The sequence below is a fragment of the Phormidium sp. CCY1219 genome (assembly GCF_055795085.1).
This window is the reverse complement of the sequence record NZ_JAYFEQ010000674.1, coordinates 1-19672: the sequence shown is the minus strand read 5'-3', so window position 1 is coordinate 19672 and position 19672 is coordinate 1. Positions and strand designations below refer to the sequence as shown.

General features: G+C 51.5%; 12 protein-coding genes. 10 read left to right on the top strand and 2 right to left on the bottom strand.

Annotation, left to right across the window (positions count from 1 at the left end; all coding sequences use genetic code 11):
• The first annotated feature begins 369 nt into the window (after positions 1-369).
• Positions 370-2268, top strand: a complete 1899-nt coding sequence (gene recN / locus AC0QH1_RS19665; RefSeq protein ID WP_324632985.1) for a DNA repair protein RecN — start codon at positions 370-372, stop codon at positions 2266-2268.
• 114 nt (positions 2269-2382) lie between these two features.
• Positions 2383-2805, top strand: a complete 423-nt coding sequence (locus tag AC0QH1_RS19660) for a hypothetical protein (RefSeq protein WP_324632984.1) — start codon at positions 2383-2385, stop codon at positions 2803-2805.
• A 48-nt stretch (positions 2806-2853) separates the two neighbouring features.
• Here the strand turns inward: AC0QH1_RS19660 and AC0QH1_RS19655 are convergent, their stop codons facing one another.
• Entirely contained in the window at positions 2854-3066 is a 213-nt protein-coding gene (locus tag AC0QH1_RS19655; RefSeq protein ID WP_324632982.1) for a hypothetical protein, read from the bottom strand.
• 291 nt (positions 3067-3357) lie between these two features.
• Here AC0QH1_RS19655 and AC0QH1_RS19650 point away from each other — a divergent pair, with 291 nt between their 5' ends.
• From AC0QH1_RS19650 to AC0QH1_RS19615, 8 genes are all read left to right on the top strand, one after another.
• Positions 3358-6021, top strand: coding sequence for a GAF domain-containing protein (locus tag AC0QH1_RS19650; protein ID WP_324632981.1), 2664 nt, complete (start codon positions 3358-3360; stop codon positions 6019-6021).
• 119 nt (positions 6022-6140) lie between these two features.
• A complete protein-coding gene (locus AC0QH1_RS19645) occupies positions 6141-6983 on the top strand; it encodes an adenylate/guanylate cyclase domain-containing protein (protein WP_324632980.1) in 843 nt (280 codons plus the stop codon).
• 988 nt (positions 6984-7971) lie between these two features.
• The gene (locus AC0QH1_RS19640) at positions 7972-9624 is read left to right on the top strand and encodes an AAA-like domain-containing protein (RefSeq protein ID WP_324632979.1); all 1653 of its coding nucleotides are present in this window, start codon (positions 7972-7974) and stop codon (positions 9622-9624) included.
• Between the two features lie 144 nt (positions 9625-9768).
• On the top strand, positions 9769-13371 hold the full coding sequence (locus AC0QH1_RS19635; protein WP_324632978.1) for a WD40 domain-containing protein: 3603 nt from the start codon (positions 9769-9771) through the stop codon (positions 13369-13371).
• Between the two features lie 178 nt (positions 13372-13549).
• Positions 13550-15658, top strand: a complete 2109-nt coding sequence (locus AC0QH1_RS19630) for an ABC1 kinase family protein (protein ID WP_442957343.1) — start codon at positions 13550-13552, stop codon at positions 15656-15658.
• Positions 15659-16148: 490 nt separating this feature from the next.
• Positions 16149-17774 carry a peptide ligase PGM1-related protein gene (locus AC0QH1_RS19625; RefSeq protein WP_324632975.1) on the top strand — a complete coding sequence of 542 codons (1626 nt, stop codon included), beginning with the start codon at positions 16149-16151 and terminating at the stop codon, positions 17772-17774.
• On the top strand, positions 17764-18912 hold the full coding sequence (locus AC0QH1_RS19620; protein ID WP_324632974.1) for a DUF711 family protein: 1149 nt from the start codon (positions 17764-17766) through the stop codon (positions 18910-18912). The genes AC0QH1_RS19625 and AC0QH1_RS19620 overlap by 11 nt, the downstream gene beginning before the upstream one ends.
• 221 nt (positions 18913-19133) lie before the next feature.
• Positions 19134-19460: a hypothetical protein gene (locus AC0QH1_RS19615; protein ID WP_324632973.1), complete on the top strand. Its 327-nt coding sequence runs from the start codon at positions 19134-19136 to the stop codon at positions 19458-19460.
• Here AC0QH1_RS19615 and AC0QH1_RS19610 read toward each other — a convergent pair.
• The coding region (locus tag AC0QH1_RS19610; RefSeq protein ID WP_324632972.1) for a hypothetical protein at positions 19457-19672 on the bottom strand (216 nt) is incomplete at its 5' end. The genes AC0QH1_RS19615 and AC0QH1_RS19610 overlap by 4 nt on opposite strands.

Here is a 19672-nt window from a genome sequence, read left to right as displayed (position 1 = left end):
TTTATCTCTCGCCAATGAAACGCCTTTGCTACCGACATTTCTGCATGATGCAAGTCTGCCCTCACGGGATGTTAAGCTCCTTTCATTTGGGTCAAAGAGTTGGTGATAGGAGTCTATCATATCATTGCGGCTAAAGCCGCGCCCGTGGCTTTTCCGCCCCGCTCTAAAGAGACGGGGCTACCAAGCTCCCGAGTTTTTTTCGTGTAGTTTTAGAAAAAGCGGACAAGAAATCGGCTTGTTGGCGTAAATTCGTTGCTAAGCAAACCCGTGGTGGAGCGAGCCAAGGGGTTGCGAACCGCGAGGGAACCGACGCCGGCTAAGCGCTTGGATCCCGTGAAAGCATCTTCTGTGTAAGGACGAATAAACGTTATGTTGCTGTCGGTGCGGATAGAAAACTTTGCGTTAATCGATCGCCTCGAATTAGAATTCGGCAGGGGGCTGAACGTGTTGACGGGAGAAACCGGTGCGGGTAAGTCGATTATTCTCGACGCCGTAGATGCGGTATTGGGGGGCAAATGTACGGCTAGAGCGATTCGGACGGGAGCGAGGCGGGCGTTGATTGAAGCGACCTTTGATTTAGAGGCAGAAGTCAGGGAGTGGGTAAGAGACCAGGAAATCGAACTGTTAGAGAAGAGTTTATTGGTGGTCAGTCGGGAACTGGTGGTTGCCAAAGGGGGGACGATGAGAAGTCGCTCTCGCCTGAATGGGGTGTTAGTCAATCGGCAGCTAATGGAGCAACTGCGCGATCGCCTGGTAGAAATCACCGCCCAAGGGCAAACCGTGCAACTGGGACAAACCGCACGTCAGCGCGACTGGCTCGATGCATTTGGGGGTGAAGAGATTCTTGCCGCGCGCAGGGCGATCGCCAGTTTGTATGCCGAGTGCAACGCCGCCCGGGGGAAGCTGGAAGATAGCCGTCAGTTCGAAAAGCAGCGCTTGCAACGGTTGGATTTACTGGAATATCAGGTTAAAGAACTTTCAGAAGCGAATTTGAGCCGGGCCGACGAGTTGGAACAGTTAGAGAGCGAAAGACAGCGGCTGTCTCATGTGGTGGAGTTGCAGCAGCAGAGTTATGAAGTTTATCAAGCCCTGTACCAAAACGATCGCGGGTCAGCAGCGGCGGCAGATTTACTCGGGCAGGTAGAGAACACCCTTAGCGAGATGGTGGAATACGATCCTCCGCTCAAATCGGTGTTGGAGATGGTGAGCGATGCCTTAGCCCAGGCGATCGAAGCCGGACGTCAGATGAGCAGCTACAGTTCTAGTTTGGAAGCCGACCCCGATCGCTTGTCAGAGGTTGAAGATCGCCTGGGGGAACTGAAGCATATTTGTCGCAAATACGGACCGAGTTTGGCCGAAGCGATCGCCTATGCCACGCGGATCCAAGCCGAACTCGAAGAACTCACCGGCGCGGAACACTCCATCGAAGCCCTAGAACAGATTTACCGCGAACGACAAGCAAAATTGCAGCAAGCGTGCGATCGCTTAACCCAGTTGCGTCGCGCCGGGGCAGATAAGTTGCAAAAACGGTTGGTAGAGCAACTCAAACCCCTGGCAATGGAGCGCGTGCAGTTTCAAGTAGAGCTGTGCCCCATTCCCCCTACCACCACCGGGGGCGATCGGGTCTGCTTTCTGTTTAGTCCCAATCCCGGAGAACCCCTACAGCCGTTGGCTCAAACGGCATCCGGGGGAGAGATGAGTCGGTTTTTGCTAGCCTTGAAAGCTTGTTTTTCCCAGGTGGATACAGCCGGAACCTTGGTGTTTGATGAAATTGATGCGGGGGTCTCCGGACGAGTGGCAGGGGCGATCGCCGAAAAGCTGCACCAGCTTTCCGCCCAACAACAAGTGCTGTTCGTCACCCACCAACCGATCGTGGCAGCAATGGCTGACTATCACTTCCGGGTGAACAAACAAGTGATTGAAACCCTCACACCAGAAGTGGGCAGCCTAAAAGAAGAATCCGGTGAGTCCGTGGGTGGAGCGATCGAGGCAGACCCAGACAAGCCCCACTCAACCCCCATGCCACCAGAAGAATGGGTGATGGCTGCACAGGCGCGCACCGTTATTCGCGTCACCTCCTTGGAAACCCACCAACGTCGGGAAGAATTGGCTCAGCTTGCTGGGGGCCAAGCCGCCGAAGAAGCGATCGCCTGGGCGCAATCTTTACTCAATCAAGCCGCCTCCTTACGGCAAGGAAGCTCCCTCAGCTATGAGAATCCCCCTGCCTCTGATTCCCCCTCTTCCCCATCCTCTACCCCTAATTCCTAACCTCGGCGATAAACCGCCGGGATCGCCCCGGGGCGGTAGCAGGCGAAACCCCCTCCATTCCCCACCATTTTCCCGCCCTTGGCACTCCAAACCCCCAGCCTGCCCCTGGGGTGAGTGACACCGCTAGTCGATCGGAACAATCTGCGATTAGAATTGGGGTACAAGAAGCGCCGCTATCCTTTATTATCCGTAGGATTGAGGGGGACGTTTGGCTCCCAGGGTACCTGCCTCACTCGGGTGCGCGATCGCCCTATTCCCACGCCCGGTACCCACAGGCCCACCTCAGACCCAACCCAAGGGTTTGCGGTACTCAGGGTGGCTTCTCGAATCGGTTCGATGAAAAGCGCCTTCGATGCGCCTCGCGAACTGGCCCGGGTCAATCCACGATCGGCAGGTAGCAGTTCCGGGAGTTTTGACGAACAACCCTTCGCCTACAGGGAAAAAAATCACGGGTCAAGGGGGTGGGGGATGACAGTGGCAGCAGTGGGTTGGGGGATGACAGCCACGGGAACGCGAGTTGATGAGCGTTGTGGATGAATTGTTCCGTTTCTTGTGCCAAAATAATACAATCGTCAGCAAGAACGTCTAGATCCGAGACAGAAGGTTCGGCGATCGCCATCTCAGGCGATAAACCCCAGGCATTAGAGGCGATCGGGCCTCAAAGAGCCGTTCCACTAACAGCACGCCGATTTCGGAAAACATCCACTTTCCGGTCCACCCTTGAGCTTGAAGTTTAGAGAAATGCTGACAAACGTAAAAAATCGTACAAAGGGGCACATCAAAAAAAGCATCGCTCATATCAAAATTTTCACAAGCGCTCTTAATCGTCTTGGGGGGTCGCTGTGCTCTGGAGGGGATGAAAACTCCCCCCTCGGATACCGACAAGCGCTCCTCAGCCACCTGATTCCTCCAAACGAAAGCCATTTCGTGGATCCGATGTCTATTGATTTAAGGAGAGAGTAAACTGAGAAGTAGTCTTGGATCGGTTTGGCTTCGTACCACAAATCCCAAAGGCTTTTTCGACAGGATACTCACACACTAATGCGACGTTCGCTGACTCCTGGTCTGAAGTAAAGAGTATAGATTGCTATGACAGCTGCATCTCCAAATCCCAAGGGTTGGGACCACAGTAGTGGTGCCGTCATTGATGTGACCCCGCAAGTAGAAGGCAAGCAAGTGCATCAACGATCGGAACCCAAGAGTTCGGAACCCAAGAGTGACGCAACATCTGCTCCGCCAAATAACCATAGTAGTAGCGCATTAGCGCGGACGCAGGGAACCTTCTCCGCCTTTCTCGCTCCGCTAAACAAAGACAGCTTCACTCAAGTCGTCAAAGACGTCGAAGAAAAGTTAGAAGTTGTCAATCAAACCCTCTCCATGCTCGACAGCCTGCTCGACAGCCAAGGGTTTGATGCCATCCTCGACGAAATGTTGCGTTCGATTACCCTGAAAACGGGAGAACTGCTCGGAGCCGATCGCTCCACTATCTTTCTACTCGATGAAGAAAAAAACGAACTGTGGTCGATTATCGCCAAAGGAGAGGGGGGAAAACCCCTAGAAATTAGGATTCCGGCAGATAAAGGCATTGCCGGAGAAGTGGCTACCTTTAAAAAAGTCGTCAATATTCCGTTTGATTTCTTTGACGATCCCCGCTCGGGAGCGGCTAAAGAACAATACAAAAAAACCGGCTACCGCACCTACACCATGCTCTGCATGCCTTTGTTGAACGAGCAAGGGGATCTGGTGGCGGTGGTTCAATTACTGAATAAGTTAAAAAAACTCCACGATCCAGAAGCGCCCCTATCAGAACGGATTAATGCCAAGGGGTTTACCGAAGAGGATGAAAACGTTTTTGAAGAGTTTGCTCCTTCGATTCGCTTGATCCTGGAATCTTCGCGATCGTTCTATAAAGCGACGCAACGACAACGGGCAGCGGCGGCCCTCATGTCGGCGACGCAATCTTTGAGCAAGAGCAGCCTCGATTTGGAAGAAACCTTGAAAAAGGTGATGGATGAGGCGAAACAGCTAATGAATGCCGATCGCAGCACCCTGTGGCTGATCGATCGCGACAAAAATGACCTGTGGACGAAAATTCCCATCGGACCGCGTGGCGAATTGAAAGAAATTCGCATCCCGATGGGGGTGGGCTATGCCGGGACGGTGGCGAAAAGCGGGGAACCGCTGAATATTCCGTTTGACCTGTACGATCATCAGGGGTCGGAAACTTCCAAGCGGGTAGACCAAACCAGCGGGTACCGAACTTGCAGTTTGCTCTGTATGCCGGTGTTTAACTCCGATCGAGAACTCATCGGGGTGACGCAACTGGTTAATAAAAAGAAACAAGGGGAGCATCCGCCTTACGACCCCTCGGAATGGCCCAACGCACCCGATTGCTGGAAAGCGAGTTTTAATCGCTCGGACCAGGAATTCATGCAGGCGTTTAATACCCAAGCGGGAGTGGCGCTGCAAAATGCGAAGCTGTTTGCTACGGTTAAGCAGCAAGAGCAACTCCAGCGCGATATCCTCCGGAGTCTGAGTAATGCGGTGATTTCTACGGATAAGTCGGGACATGTGATTGCCGCAAATGAAAGCGCTCGGATCTTGCTGGGGATGGAAAATAGCGATCGCCTGGAAGGCAAGTTGGTACGCGATTTGATCCGTCTGGAAGCCGGAGACTTCTCCAAGTGGTTTGATGCCGCCCTAGAAGGCAAAGACGAAAAAGCCCGTCAGCAGTATTACCCGGATCAAACCCTGGTATGCGCGAGCAACGACGAAGAACACAGCATCCACTTGTCGATCAACTCCATTGCCGATGCCTCGGATCCCACCAATGTCTATGGCGCGCTGGTGGTGATGGAAGACATCAGCGATGAAAAACGCCTCAAGAGCACCATGTACCGCTACATGACTCAGGAAGTGGCGGAACAGTTGCTCGCCTCGGGAGATACCGGGTTGGGGGGTCAGCGCAAAGAAGTCTCGGTGCTGTTCTCCGATATCCGCAGCTACACTACCCTCACTGAAGGGATGCAAGCTGAAGAAGTGGTCGCCATGCTCAACGAATACTTCGAGTCGATGGTGGACGCGGTATTTAAGTACAAAGGCACCCTGGATAAGTACATCGGGGATGCAATTATGGCGGTGTTCGGTTCGCCGCTACCGCTCAAGGATCATGCCTGGTGCGCGGTGCAAACTGCTGTGGAAATGCGGAAACGCTTAATCGAGTTCAACAACATCCGCGAAGCGGAGGGTAAGCAAACCATTAAAATCGGGATTGGGATCCACTCGGATGAGGTGGTCAGCGGTAATATCGGCTCGAGCAAACGCATGGAACTGACCTCCATCGGCGATGGGGTGAATTTGGGTTCTCGTCTGGAAGGAACCAGTAAAATGTATGGCACGGATATTGTCATTAGCGAAAAAACCTATCTTCCCTGTGCCGATAAAATTTATGTCAGAGAACTCGACTACATTACGGTGAAGGGAAAAAGCGAACCGGTGAAAATCTACGAACTGGTGGGTCTGAAATCGGATCCGATACCGGAAGAAAAACTGAAAATCGTAGAACACTATTCTAAGGGTCGCGAATATTATCTCTCGCGCCAGTTCGCCAAAGCACTCAAAGAGTTTGGGGAAGTTATGGAAATCGATAAAAACAATAAAGCGGCGGCGGTGCATATGGAGCGCTGTCAGCACTTTGTTGTAGAACCCCCACCGGATGACTGGGATGGCGTCTGGAAGCTGACTGAAAAGTAGTATCCTATTCTCATGGATCGACGCTGTGAAGTCAGGAGTCAAACGAGGGCGCGTCGTGCCTCTCTAACTCCTGATTTCTCCCTCTGGATTGGATCTTTGGTTGACATTTTGTATGAAATATGGTAAACGGTAGCGATGCCCGCCATGAGGTTTCGGTTTTATTCGCCGAAATTAGCGGCTACAGCAGATTAACAGAAAATTTGGCAGCAGAAGAAGTGGCCGATCTGCTGCATGATTATTTTCAATCGATGCTCGAAGCGGTTGAAAAGTACAAGCAAAGATTGGATAATCAACTCGAAATTGCTTGTATTGGTAATTCGTTGGTGGTGGTATTGGGTGCGCCCGAGCCTTTGGACAATCATGCCTGGGTGGCGCTGGAAATCGCGATCGCCATGCACCAGCAGCTTGAAGCGTTTAATCGCCATCGGGCAGGAGAAAATAAACCGCCGATTACAATGGGCATCGGGATTAATTCCGATGTGGCAATCAGTAATGATGTGGCGGCTAATCGCACGTTACAGTTCAGCGCAGTGGGAGATGGAATCAATCTGGGCTATCTCCTCCAAGGCGTCAGCGATCAGTATGGCTGCGATATCGTCATCGGCGAAAAAACTTACGAGTATTGCAAAGACCGAATTTGGTCGCGAGAACTCGATCGCATCCGAATGCGCTCGAATCACCAACCGGTGGCACTTTATCAATATTTGGGCCTCAAGGAGGAGTCCATTCCCCCGAAAAGCCAAGAGGTGATGGAACATTACGATAAAGGACGCCAATATTATCTGAATCGCAAGTTTGCGGTGGCAATGGGTGAATTTGCTACGGTTCTCGAAATCGATAGCAACGATCGCGCCGCTCGCTTGCATTTGAAACGCTGTCAGCGTCTGCTGAAAAACCCACCCCCAGAAGAATGGGATGGCGCTTGGGTCGCGCAAAAAACTTGGGTTCTCGCAGATAATTAAGCCGACGGCGCGATCGGCTCTCCCACATCCCCTCGCCATCCTCAGATGCTCTACCTGCGCGACAACGATTTCCGATGCCAAACCCTCTTTTTTCTGGGAAAAAACATCATCAGGCACTGGCTTGCCCTTGGCATCGGCATTTTCATTGCCCTCCCATGCGCTCTTCCCACCCACGCCATTGGCCTGCTTTAACCTGAAGTGGGCTGGCGTTTCCCTGGACAATGCTCTGCTCGATTTTCTAAAAGCGGTGGGGTAGGCGGGGTGTGAGGGATATCTTTCCCGCCCTTTACTGTAGCGCTTTAGATGAGTTTATTGTCGCACTATTCTGACGCTCCTTGACCCCCACCTGTGGCGATGTGGGGGAACGGGTCGCTCTGTGGAGTTCAATTGGCTGACGATCGCTCCCGAGACCATCACTTAGCTTAAGGCGAGTTGGGCGCTCGATATGCCAACCCGCTTATCTATTTTTCGCGTTTGTTGCTTAAATTACAGATATATAATAGTTTACATGATAGTGGGGAAAAAGGAGAGTCACTGCAGTGGAGAGCGATCGCCATCCCCCACGAATCACTAAATGAAAGCCAGATAAAAATTGAGGCAGTGGGAAAACCGGGGTGAAAGGGGGAAGCCACAGAAAGAGCGACGCGCCGCGATCGCCTCCTTTCCCGAGGATAGGAACAGCGCCGAAACTTCTGGTGAAAAAACGTTTTGCTAAACTGCGAAGGAACAAGCTTCCACCGCCGGGACGGATATAGTGTTAAAAATGAAAATAGGAGCGCTTGGAGGGAGGGGAACTGCGTCGAGTATGGTAAAGAGACAGTAACAGCAAAAGCGCGTCATAGCCAAATGCGATCGCCAATCCAGGGGCTAAACTTCCGTAACGGCACGGGGCGAAGCGACCCTCTGCATCCAATTGAGCAGAGATCGCCCAAGCATGCGATCGTCATTCCCCGCCAATCCACCGCCAAACCAACAACCCAGGCGAACCATGTCAAATCAGCAAATCGCGAACCAACCCGCAAAAGACCTCCACTTTCCCGGTGGACCGTTGCCCCTCAATTCCCACTTTTACATTGAGCGACCCCCAATCGAGCAGAATAGCTACCGCCTTCTGTGCCAACCGGGGAGCGTGATTCGGATCAAAGCACCGCGAAAAATGGGCAAAAGCTCCCTGATGCTGCGGATTATTGACCAAGCCACCGAGCTAGGATATCATAAGGCAACTGTGGACTTTCAGCAAGCCGAGGAAGAAGTTTTTGCGTCCCTCGATAAATTTTTGCGCTGGTTTTGTGCCAACGTAGCGCGGCAATTGCACCTCAAGCCGATGCTCGATGAATATTGGGACGAAGATATTGGCAGCAAAGTCAGTTGTACCCTGTATTTTCAAGGGTATTTGCTCGAGGGAATCAACGCGCCGCTGTTATTAGCATTAAACGAAGTCAATCAAGTTTTTGAGCATACCAAGATTGCCAAAGACTTTCTGCCCCTGCTGCGCTCTTGGCATGAAAGCGCGAAACAAGCAGAGAGCTTCGAGAAACTGAGACTGGTGGTGGTTCATTCCACCGAAGTTTACGTGCCTTTAAATCTCAATCAATCCCCCTTTAATGTGGGTTCGCCGATTAAATTACCCGAACTTACATTAGAGCAGATTATTGATTTAGCGCAACGGTATGGACTAGGGTGGCGAGATAACAAAAACGCCACAGAACTGATGAATCTAGTGGGGGGACATCCGTATTTAATCCAGTGTGCCCTGTATCATTTGGCTTGTCAAGGAGTGAGCCTAGAGCAGTTATTAGAGCAAGCGCCCACCGCCAGCGGAATTTATCGGAATCACTTACAAGAGTTGTTAGCGACCTTGCGCGAAGATCCCGAATTAGACGCGGCATTGCAAGAGGCGATCGCCACCGAAGGAAGCGTGAAACTCGAAGCGATCGCGGCGTACAAACTCGAAAGCATGGGACTGGTGAAGCTAGAAGGCGATCGCTGCCAGGTTTCTTGTCAGTTATATCGCCGCTATTTCAGCCAGCAAAACCGAAGCCTGTCAAATTATAGCGTTCGCCTACAGGAATTAGAACAAGTCAACCAACAGTTAACGCAATTAGTCAATATTGATGGCGTCACCCAGCTTCCCAACCGCCGTTTTTTTGATACCAACCTGCAAGAAGAGTGGGAAAACTTGGCCGCAGAAAATAGTCCCCTGTCCTTAATTTTATGCGACATCGACTTTTTCAAAATTTATAACGATAGCTTCGGACATCCCGCCGGCGATAAATGCTTGCGAAAAGTAGCCGATACGATTCAAAAATTGCTCAAAGGACCAAAAGAAATTGCCGCGCGGTATGGCGGGGAAGAACTGGCGGTGATTTTGCCGGGGAAAGAAGCATTTAGTGCCTTTTACTTAGCCGAAAGAATCCGAGAAGAAATCAAAGGATTGGGAATCACCCATGACGAATATCGCATGGGTGGCGTTTCCCCCATTCTCACCGTAAGTTTAGGCGTGGCTTGCACCATTCCCACCTCGGAAGAATTGCCGGAAATCCTGGTGAGTGCGGCTGATGAAGCGCTTTATCAATCGAAAAGGAAGGGGCGCGATCGCGTCACCGTCAGCGAAAAACTGGATTATGGATTGTTGGAATAGACGAAAACCCTGGCAAATTAAGGTATAATTCCTGGAAGAGGACCCGTGCCAAACTCAGGGTGTATGGAAAAGCAAACGTCAAAGCTGCTCGAGTAACGAACTGACCCAAGATCGGTTGATTGTTGTTTTCTATTCCACCCCATCGTGCTAACCCTAGAAAATCCCAGCGAATATCAATACCAAGTCGGCGGTAGCCTTGCGATCGATGCGCCGACCTACGTGGTTCGCCAAGCCGACGCCCAACTACAGGAGGCTTTAAAAAAAGGCGAATTTTGCTACGTGCTCAATTCCCGACAGATGGGAAAATCCTCCTTATTGGTTCGGACTCGCCAACGACTGCAACAAACAGGAGTCAAATGCGCGACCCTAGATTTGAGCGCGATCGGGAGTGAAGAAATCACCCCGTTGCAATGGTACAAAGGAATCGTCACCGACTTATGGCGCAATTTTAACTTATGGGGAAAACTCAACTTAAAAACCTGGTGGCGGGAAAGAGAAGACCTATCCTTCATCCAAAAACTCAATCAGTTTATTGCAGAAATATTGCAGGTTCACTTTCCCGAGAGTCAAATCGTCATCCTCATCGATGAAATCGATAGCGTTTTGGGGTTAGACTTTCCCGTGGATGATTTTTTTGCCTACATTCGCGCCTGTTACAATCAACGTCCCATCAATCCAGAATACAACCGATTGAGCTTTGGGATTTTTGGAGTGGCGACTCCGGGGGACCTAATTGCGGATAAAAAGCGGACGCCATTTAACATTGGCAAGCCGATAGAATTGCGCGGCTTCACTGTAGAAGAAGCCCAACCCCTAGGGGTGGGATTTGAAGCCAAAAACATCAAAAACCCGCAGGCGGTATTGCAAGAGATATTAGCCTGGACCGACGGGCAACCATTTTTAACGCAAAAATTATGTTCGATTGTAGTCGAGTCAGACTGGGAAAAAGTAACTGGGAGCAAAAACCCATCCCGAGGCGACCCGCAATATTTCATCCGAGAACTGGTGCGATCGCGAATTCTCCAGAATTGGGAATCGCAGGACGAACCAGAGCACTTGCGAACCATCCGCGATCGCATTATGCGCCAGGAAAAATCCGTGGGGAGAATGCTGGGAATTTACCAGCAAATTTTGCAAGCGCAAGCGGGAGAAAACCCAGCCGTAACCGCAGATGAAAGCCCGGAAAAAATGAACTTGCTGCTGTGTGGCTTAATTGTCAAACAGGGAGATATTTTACAAATCAAAAATAGAATTTATCGAGAAATTTTTAACCTGCAGTGGGTGAAAGCGCAACTCGGGCAACTGCGACCGTATTCCCAAACCTTAGATGCCTGGATTGCCTCCCAGCAAACAGATACCTCGCGACTGCTGCGCGGGCAAGCCCTCAGAGATGCCCGAAGCTGGGCGCAGGGAAAAAGTTTGAGCGATTTAGACTATCAATTTTTAGCGGCTTGTGAGAAATTCGATCGCCAAGAAATGCAACTCAAATTAGAAGCCGAAAAATCCAAAGCAATCCAAGCCAAACTCGCACAAGAACGAAACACCGCCAAACTGCAACGATTATTTCTCGCCGCCTTGAGTGCTGCATTGGTGTTAGCATCCGGGTTAGGAATCACCGCATTTTGGCAGTATCGGCAAGCGATCGCCAGCGAAAGACAAGCGCGGATCGGGGAAATTAAAGCCCTTGTCACCTCCGCCTCAGCCTTATTCAACCAAAATCAACACCTCGATGCCCTAATCACCGCCCTGCGCGCCCGAAAACTGATGGGAACCGTGGAGTCCCCACCCCCGGACATCACCGGCAAGGTAGAAAGCGTCCTGCGGCGCAGCTTTTACGGGGCCGACGAATTTAACCGATTGGTGGGTCATCAAGACCTCATCTGGCGGGTGGTGTTTTCCCCCGATGGCGAATATCTCGCCACCGGTAGCAACGACGATACGATAAAACTCTGGGGGCGCAATGGTGAGTTACTCCACAGCTTCACCGGTCACACCGGAGACATTTTAGACGTAGCCTTTTCCCCGGATGGCAAATTCCTCGCCTCTGCGAGTAGTGACAAAACGGCCAAAATCTGGACGCGCAACGGGAGGGCGATCGCCACCCTCACCGGTCATGGCAACAGCATTCGCAGCATTGCCTTTTCCCCCGATGGCGAGACCCTCGCCACCGCCAGTGAAGACGGAACCGCCATTCTCTGGCGTCGGGGAAAGCAAGGGTGGGTGGATGCGGAGAAAACCGCCACCTTGCGCGGGCATAGCGCTGGTCTCGAAGCGATCGCCTTTTCCCCCGACGGGGATATCCTCGCCACTGGCAGCCAAGACAACCGGGTAAAATTATGGCGCACCGATGGCACGGAGATTCGCACCCTGACCGGCCATACCGATGCGGTGTGGGACGTGAAATTTAGTCCCGACGGGGAAACCCTCCTTTCCGGCAGCAATGACGGCACTGCCAAACATTGGCGTACCGATGGCACGGTTTTGGCTACTTTGCCGATGGAAGGTCGGTGGGTGTGGTCGGTGGCGTTTAGCCCGCCAGAGAGTCTCGCCCGTCGTCGCGGCATTGCCTTCGCCACTGCCGATTTGGGAAATGATATCAAACTGTGGAGCGCAGATGGCACTTTATTATACACTCTCAGCGGTCACAACAGCCGCATCTGGAGTGTGAGTTTCAGTTCCGATGGCCAGACTCTCGCCTCTGCCAGTGAAGATAAAACGATTCGACTGTGGCGGTTCAATCACCCGATGCTGACGGTTATGCGCGGGCACGAGAACGATCTGTTAGATGCGAGTTTTTCCCCGGATGGGCGGTTTGTGGTGTCCGGGAGTGACGACCGGGTAGCCAAAGTGTGGGGAGTGGATGGCAAGTTGCTGGCGACTCTACCGGGACATACGGGTGGCGTGTTGGGGGTGGATATTTCCCCGGATAACACATTGTTAGCTACTTCGAGTTACGATAACACGGTGAAACTGTGGGAACTGTCGCCAACCGGCACAGGGGCCACGGAACTCGCCACCTTAGAGGAACATCAGGATGCGGTGTGGTCGGTGCGCTTTAGTCCCGACAGCCAGTGGCTGATGAGTGCCAGCGGCGATCGCACGGCGAAAGTGTGGCAGCGAGATGGTACATTGTTGTATAGTTTGCCCCATGAGGATAAAGTTTGGCAGGTGGCGTTCAGTCCGGATGGGGAATGGATGGCCTCGGGAGGAACCAGTGGGTTTGTGAACCTGTGGGACAGGGATGGCAATCTGCGACAGTCGATGGAGAGTCACGAAGGGACGGTGTTGGGTTTGGCGTTTTCGCCCGATAGCAGGGTGTTGGCCTCTAGCAGTCGCAACGATACGGTGAAGCTGTGGGGCACTGATGGCACCTTGCGCGCCAGTTTCAGTATGAAGGGGAATGACATGATTCCGGCGATCGCGTTTAGTCCCGATGGTGAAATGCTCGCCAGTACCGGCATGCAGGGGAATGTCAACCTGTGGAGTGCGGATGGCAAACAGTTAGCGGTTTTGAACGGTCATCAAGGGCGCGTGTGGTCGGTGGAATTTAGTGCCGATGGGAAAAAATTGGTGTCGGCGGGGGTCGATGCCATCGCGATCGTGTGGGATTTGCAGCAGGCGATCGAGTTGGAAAATATACTGGCGGCAAGTTGCGAGTGGGTGGGGGATTATTTAGAGACGAATGGGAATTTGGATTTGAGCGATCGCGCCCTTTGCGATGGAATTGAGCGCGATCGGGGGGATTGAGACTCGGTTGTCGGTGGCTTGGACCTCGCGGTTCGGTTTTTACCCATGATGGATGGCTCAACTGCAATTCCCCAGGTTGTTTTCCCGGCGATCGGAAAATTCTGCCAATCGAGTGACGGTGTGATGGAAACGAATTGTTACAATAATTAACATGGTTCCCCAACTAGGTTCCGAATTTATGCAAGTTAAGCCCGTATCTCGTTCCTCACGCCCAACACAAGCTGATGCCGTTGCCGGCAAGGCTTCTGGGTTGGAAAAAATTCCCGGGGAGGCACCCCCGCAGACGATTCCTGTGGAAGCCGAACCCGCACCCATTGCCCCGATACCGGAGCGATCGGCAGCCCCCACCGTAGAAGCGGAAACCGACGCTTTGATGTACGACCCGGTTGCCATTACCGAGTATTATAGCCGCCGTCCCTTAGAAGTTTGGGGGCGTCGGTTCGCCATTTTGTGGCCGATGTTGAAATTGGCATTCGGGATTTGGTGGGACAAACAACGGGGTCGCAGCCAAAAAAACCAACGGCGACGCGCCGCACAACTGCGAATCATGCTGACCCAGTTAGGGCCGGCTTTTATTAAAGTGGGTCAAGCCTTGTCCACTCGTCCCGATTTGGTACCGCCGTTGTATTTGGAAGAGTTGGCTAAATTGCAAGACCAATTGCCGCCTTTTCCCAACGAAGTGGCCTATCAGTTTATTGAAGAAGAACTCGGCGATCGCCCGGATGTCATTTACGACGAACTGACCCCGGATCCGGTGGCGGCGGCATCCCTCGGCCAAGTTTACAAAGGCAAACTGAAAACCGGCGAAACCGTAGCCGTAAAAGTCCAGCGCCCCGGTCTCGCCGAACGGATGGCTCGCGATATTTATATTTTGCGTCAATTGTGTATTTGGGCGCAAAACAATCTCAAACAAGTTCGCAGCGATTTGGTGGCCATCATGGATGAGTTTGGCACGCGCATCTATGAAGAAATGGACTACACCACAGAAGGCCAACATGCCGATCGCTTCCGCGAATTATACGGCCATCTGCAGGATATTTACATCCCTAAAATCTATTGGGAATACACCCGCCGCCGGGTGCTGACAATGGAGTGGATCGCCGGGACGAAATTAACCCAACTCGAATCGTTAAAAGCCCAAGGCATTGACGCGAAATATCTGATTGAAGTGGGGGTGAACTGTTCCCTGCGCCAGTTGCTAGAACATGGCTTTTTCCACGCCGACCCGCACCCGGGCAATCTGCTGGCGACCAAAGATAATAAGCTCGCTTACCTCGATTTTGGGATGATGAGCGAGGTAAAATCCTATCAGCGCTATGGCTTGATTCAAGCGGTGGTTCACCTGGTGAATCGGGATTTTGAAGGCTTGGCGCAAGATTACGTTAAATTAGAGTTCTTAAGCCCGGATACGGATTTAACGCCGATTATTCCCGCGTTGGCCAATGTGTTTAATGATGCGTTGGGGGCAAGCGTTGCCGAACTGAATTTTAAAAGCATTACGGACCAACTCTCGGAACTGATGTACGAGTATCCTTTCCGGGTGCCGGCCTATTATGCATTGATTATTCGGTCTTTGGTGACGTTGGAAGGGATTGCGATTAATGTAGACCCCGAGTTTAAAGTGCTGAGCAAAGCTTATCCGTATGTGGCGAAACGGTTGTTAACCGATTCTTCACCGGAGTTGCGCTCGTCTCTGCGCGATTTACTGTTTAAAGAAGGAGAATTTCGCTGGAATCGGTTGGAAAATCTGTTGCGAAATGCAAAAGATAGCGATGATTTCGACCTGTCGCAAGGGTTGAATCAAGCGTTGGAATTTTTGTTGTCCGAACGGGGTGAGTTTATTCGCGATCGCATTGTGGAAGAACTGATTAAAAGTTTAGATGGGTTGTCGCGAGATGCCCTCACCAATGCCGGGTCTGTGGTGCAAGAATGGGTGGGCTTGAAAAAACCCAAAACCCCTGCTCCCGCCAACACCAGCAATGCGGATTTGCAGAAAATAGAACATATCAAACGCATTTGGGCAATTCTGCAAGAAACGCGCGGCTTTGATACTAATGAATTGATGCAACAAATTCCGCCGCTGCTGATGAAGCCGGAAACGCAAAAAATGGGTCAGAAAATTGCCAGCGGTTTGGCGCAACGTGCCCTAGCGCGCTTGATTCGCGAGCTGTTTTTGTCAGAAGAAAGTCAGCAGGGGAATGGGAAGAATGGGGAAAAATCCGGCGATCGCTTGATTTTATTGCCCGCAAAACCCCCTAACGATTCGACCCGTTCTACGGTGGCATAGTCTGTGGCAAAATAAGGTTCGACGGTGCAGATATCTGGCGCGATCGCCCTCGGGTTTCCACCCCTAGGGGCGTTCTCTATCTCCAGAACCCCGAGTGATACAACCGCCGGGGGAACGCTACTCAAACGCGGGGGATTTCAATCTCCCGCTTTTATTGTGTTGATTTACATATTGTTTAATTCGGCGGTTCGCTGCATTGAGAGATTTGGTATAAAAAACACTCAGGCGCGATCGCCCTTGAGTGTGAATGGGGGGCGAAGGAATCCCCTGGGGCGACCCTGGGCGAGGAAGGGACAACTTCCTTCTGGTTTGGTTCGGGTAATGGGTAAAAACACCGGGCGGGGGCGACCCTGGAAGGCGCAAAGCCACGAATTGAGGCAGTTTTGCCAAAGTGGGCGTAGTAAATGTTACTAAATATGACAATTTTGCTCGAGACCGATCGCCGACTCGGTAAAATTACAAGTATTGGAATCGAGAGGGAGTCGAGGTTATGCTAACTCAAAACCAATTACCGGCCAATTATGGGGTAGAATTTCGCCGCCTGCAGGCACAGTTGCGCGATCGCTGGCAAAAGATAGATGAATTTGACCGCAGCGATTGCGATATTTTAGTCGTGGCTTCTCTGACCCTCGACTCGCAAGAACTGCAAAAAATTCCCGGCGTCGCCCACTACGAAGAACGCCACCTGTTTTCCTTAATGCGCTTGCAAAATCCTCGAACGCGGTTAATTTACGTCACCTCGCAACCGTTGCATCCAATGGCGATCGAATATTACCTGCACCTGCTACCCGGAATCCCCTTTTCCCACGCCCGCGATCGCCTGCTGTTGTTTTCCACCTACGACTCTTCTCCCAAATCTCTCACGCAAAAAATCCTCGATCGCCCGCGCTTAATGGAACGCATCCGCCAAGCATTGCGACCGGAAAAATCCTACATGATTTGTTACAATTCCACCCCTTACGAACGGGAATTGTCGGTGAAACTGGACATTCCATTACTCGCCCTCGATCCGGACTTGTTAGAATGGGGAACCAAAAGCGGTTCGCGGCAAATTTTTGCCGAATGCGGTATCCCCCATCCCCCCGGTAGCGAGTTGGTCTGGACCGCCGAAGATTTAGCCGAAGCCACGGTAGAAGTCTGGGAGAAAAACCAACCCTTATCGCAAATGGTGATTAAACTGAATGAAGGGTTTTCCGGAGAAGGAAATGCCCTGCTCGATTTGCGATTTTTAAATGAATTTTCCCCCGGAGAACGGGTCAAAGCCCTGCGCGATCGCTTTCCTTTGATGCGCTTTCAAGCTAATGGGGAAACTTGGGATAACTTTTCCCGTCGCATCCCGGAATTAGGGGCAATTGCCGAAGCATTTATCGCAGGGAAAAATAAGCGATCGCCTAGCGTGCAAGGGCGGATTACTCCCAGCCAAGAGGTAGAAATTCTCTCCACTCACGACCAAATTCTCGGCGGAAGTGACGGGCAAATTTTTCTCGGTTGTCGCTTTCCCGCCGATGAAGCCTATCGATTGCAGTTGCAAGATTTAGGCATGCGCGTCGGCCAAAACTTGGCGGATAAAGGCGCATTAGAACGCTATGGGGTAGACTTTATCGCCGTTCCGCAGCAGGTTGGCGATCGCGTCGAGTGGGAGGTGTTTGCGATTGAAATTAACCTCCGCAAAGGGGGAACCACTCATCCCTTTATGGGCCTTAAATTGCTCACTAAAGGACGATACGATCGCGCCACTGGTTTATTTTACAGCCAACACGGACGGGCGAAATTTTATCGCGCTACGGATAACCTGAAAAAAAACCGCTATATCGGCTTGCTTCCCAATGATTTAATGGATATTATCGCCGATCGCCAACTGCATTTCGATACCAGTACCGAAACCGGCAGCGTTTTTCATCTGATGGGCTGTTTGTCGCAATTTGGCAAAATTGGCTTAACCAGTATCGGGAATTCCCCGCAACAAGCCGAAGCCCTTTATAATCAGGTGATTAAAGTGCTAGATGAGGAAACGGGCAACCTGACAGAATCCACCGGGCGATCGTTTCCCCCAAGCAATCCTATAACCTGGAACGGATCTCACGCAAATCACTACCCAAGCTCTGATGAAAATTAGAACCATTACTACCGGTATTGTCCTCGACTCTCCTAAAGATGAGGCGATCGTGCAAAAAGCTGCCCGGTTCAATCATCAAGCCAAGCAGTTTTTTCAGCAAAAAGGCTATGAAGTGCAATCCACTCGCGTTTGTACCAATTCTTGGGCCGATTATCTCCTGGATTTTTCCGCCTCGGAAATGCTCGAACAATTGCAAAACCTCGAAACCCTTTGTCAAAAGTTGAAACTCGATGGGTTTAATATCGGCTATGTGGATAATCCGCAAACCATTTCCCTGATTCCGACAATTAACAAGAATACTTCCCTGATTTACTGTTCCAGCAAAATCGGCGATGCCGAAAACGGTATCGATTTACCTAGCGTCCGCGAATCGGCAGAAGTGATAAAAGAAATCGCCGAAAATACCGAAACCGGGGTGGGTAATTTTCGCTTTTGCGCTTCCGCGAATTGTCCCCCGGGAATTCCCTTTTTTCCCGCTGCGTACCATGAGGGGGAAATGGCCTTTTCCCTGGGCTTGGAATCCGGGGATTTGCTGATGCAAGCCTTTTCCGCCGCTAAAAATCTGGAAAAGGCAGAAGAAAAATTGCAAGAAATCTATGCAGAAGCGTTAGAAAATGTGGAGGCGATCGCCCGAGAAATTTCCGAAACCCTGGAAGTCCCCTACGGCGGAATCGATGCCTCGGTGGTTCCGGCTCTTGACAAAAAAGCAAGCATCGCTTATGCTTATGAAAAACTCGAATTAGCCCGATTCGGTCACTCCGGAACTCTGGCAATTTCTCATCTTATAACCCGCGTTCTCAAAGGGTTATCCGTGACGCTGTGCGGATATTCTGGCTTGATGCTGCCGGTTTGCGAAGATGTGGGATTGGCCCAACGCGCTACCGATGCAACCTACAATCTGACCCATCTTTTATTATATTCTTCGGTTTGCGGTTGCGGTTTGGATACCGTACCCCTTCCTGGCAATCTTTCTGTGGATAAGATTGAAGCAATTTTGCTGGATGTGGCATCTTTAGCGATTAAATTGGATAAGCCTCTTTCTGCCCGCTTGTTCCCCATTCCCGGGAAGAAAGCAGGAGAAATGACCGAGTTTGATTCGCCTTATTTGGTGGATTGTCCGGTTTTATCTGTGGAGTAGAAAGGCGGGGGATTGAAATCGCGCCAGGGTAGGCACCGGAGGGTGCGTGACCCCCGCCAGTAAATGAGTGGGAAGAAGACAAAATGTAGTTCGGGGGTCACGCACCCTCTGAAATGGCGGGGGATTGAAATCGGGCCGAGGCACGGGCAAAGCGCGTAAGCCATGCGCCACAGGGCTATAGATTGAGTATAATTGACCGAGGGTTATCGCAAGGAGTACCGATGGGACAAATTAAGATCGCGATCGAGGCAAACCGGTCCGCAGAGGCGGCGCAAGACTTACTCGCCATTCCCGGATTATCCGGTAGTATAGAGACACCGGCGGAACCGAAAAAAACCGAAGGGTTAACCACCGTTGCCACAATTGTAGGCATTGTTGCCGGAAGCTTGCAGATTGCCGAACAAATTCGCCAGTGGTATCTCGAAGCAAAACAACAGCGCCAAGGCAATATGGATGTGGTGGTGGAAAGTGCAGACGGAAAGCGGGTTTTGCTCGATGAAGACCTCACCGTGGAAGAAATTGCCCAGATTCTCCAATCCCTGCGTTAAAATAATATCCCGAGACCGGAGATTAAAATAAGAGCCGCATCCCTTGCATTCGGTTGCATTCGGTTAAAAACTAACTCGGAACCGTACAATAAAAGCATTTCAGTCGGTTTTAACCGACTTGCGCTATTAGGCGGGGGTTTCAACCCCCGCCGGGGATTGCGGATCGCCCCTGGATGCGAGCCGGTTTCAACCCCCGCCGGGGATTGCGGATC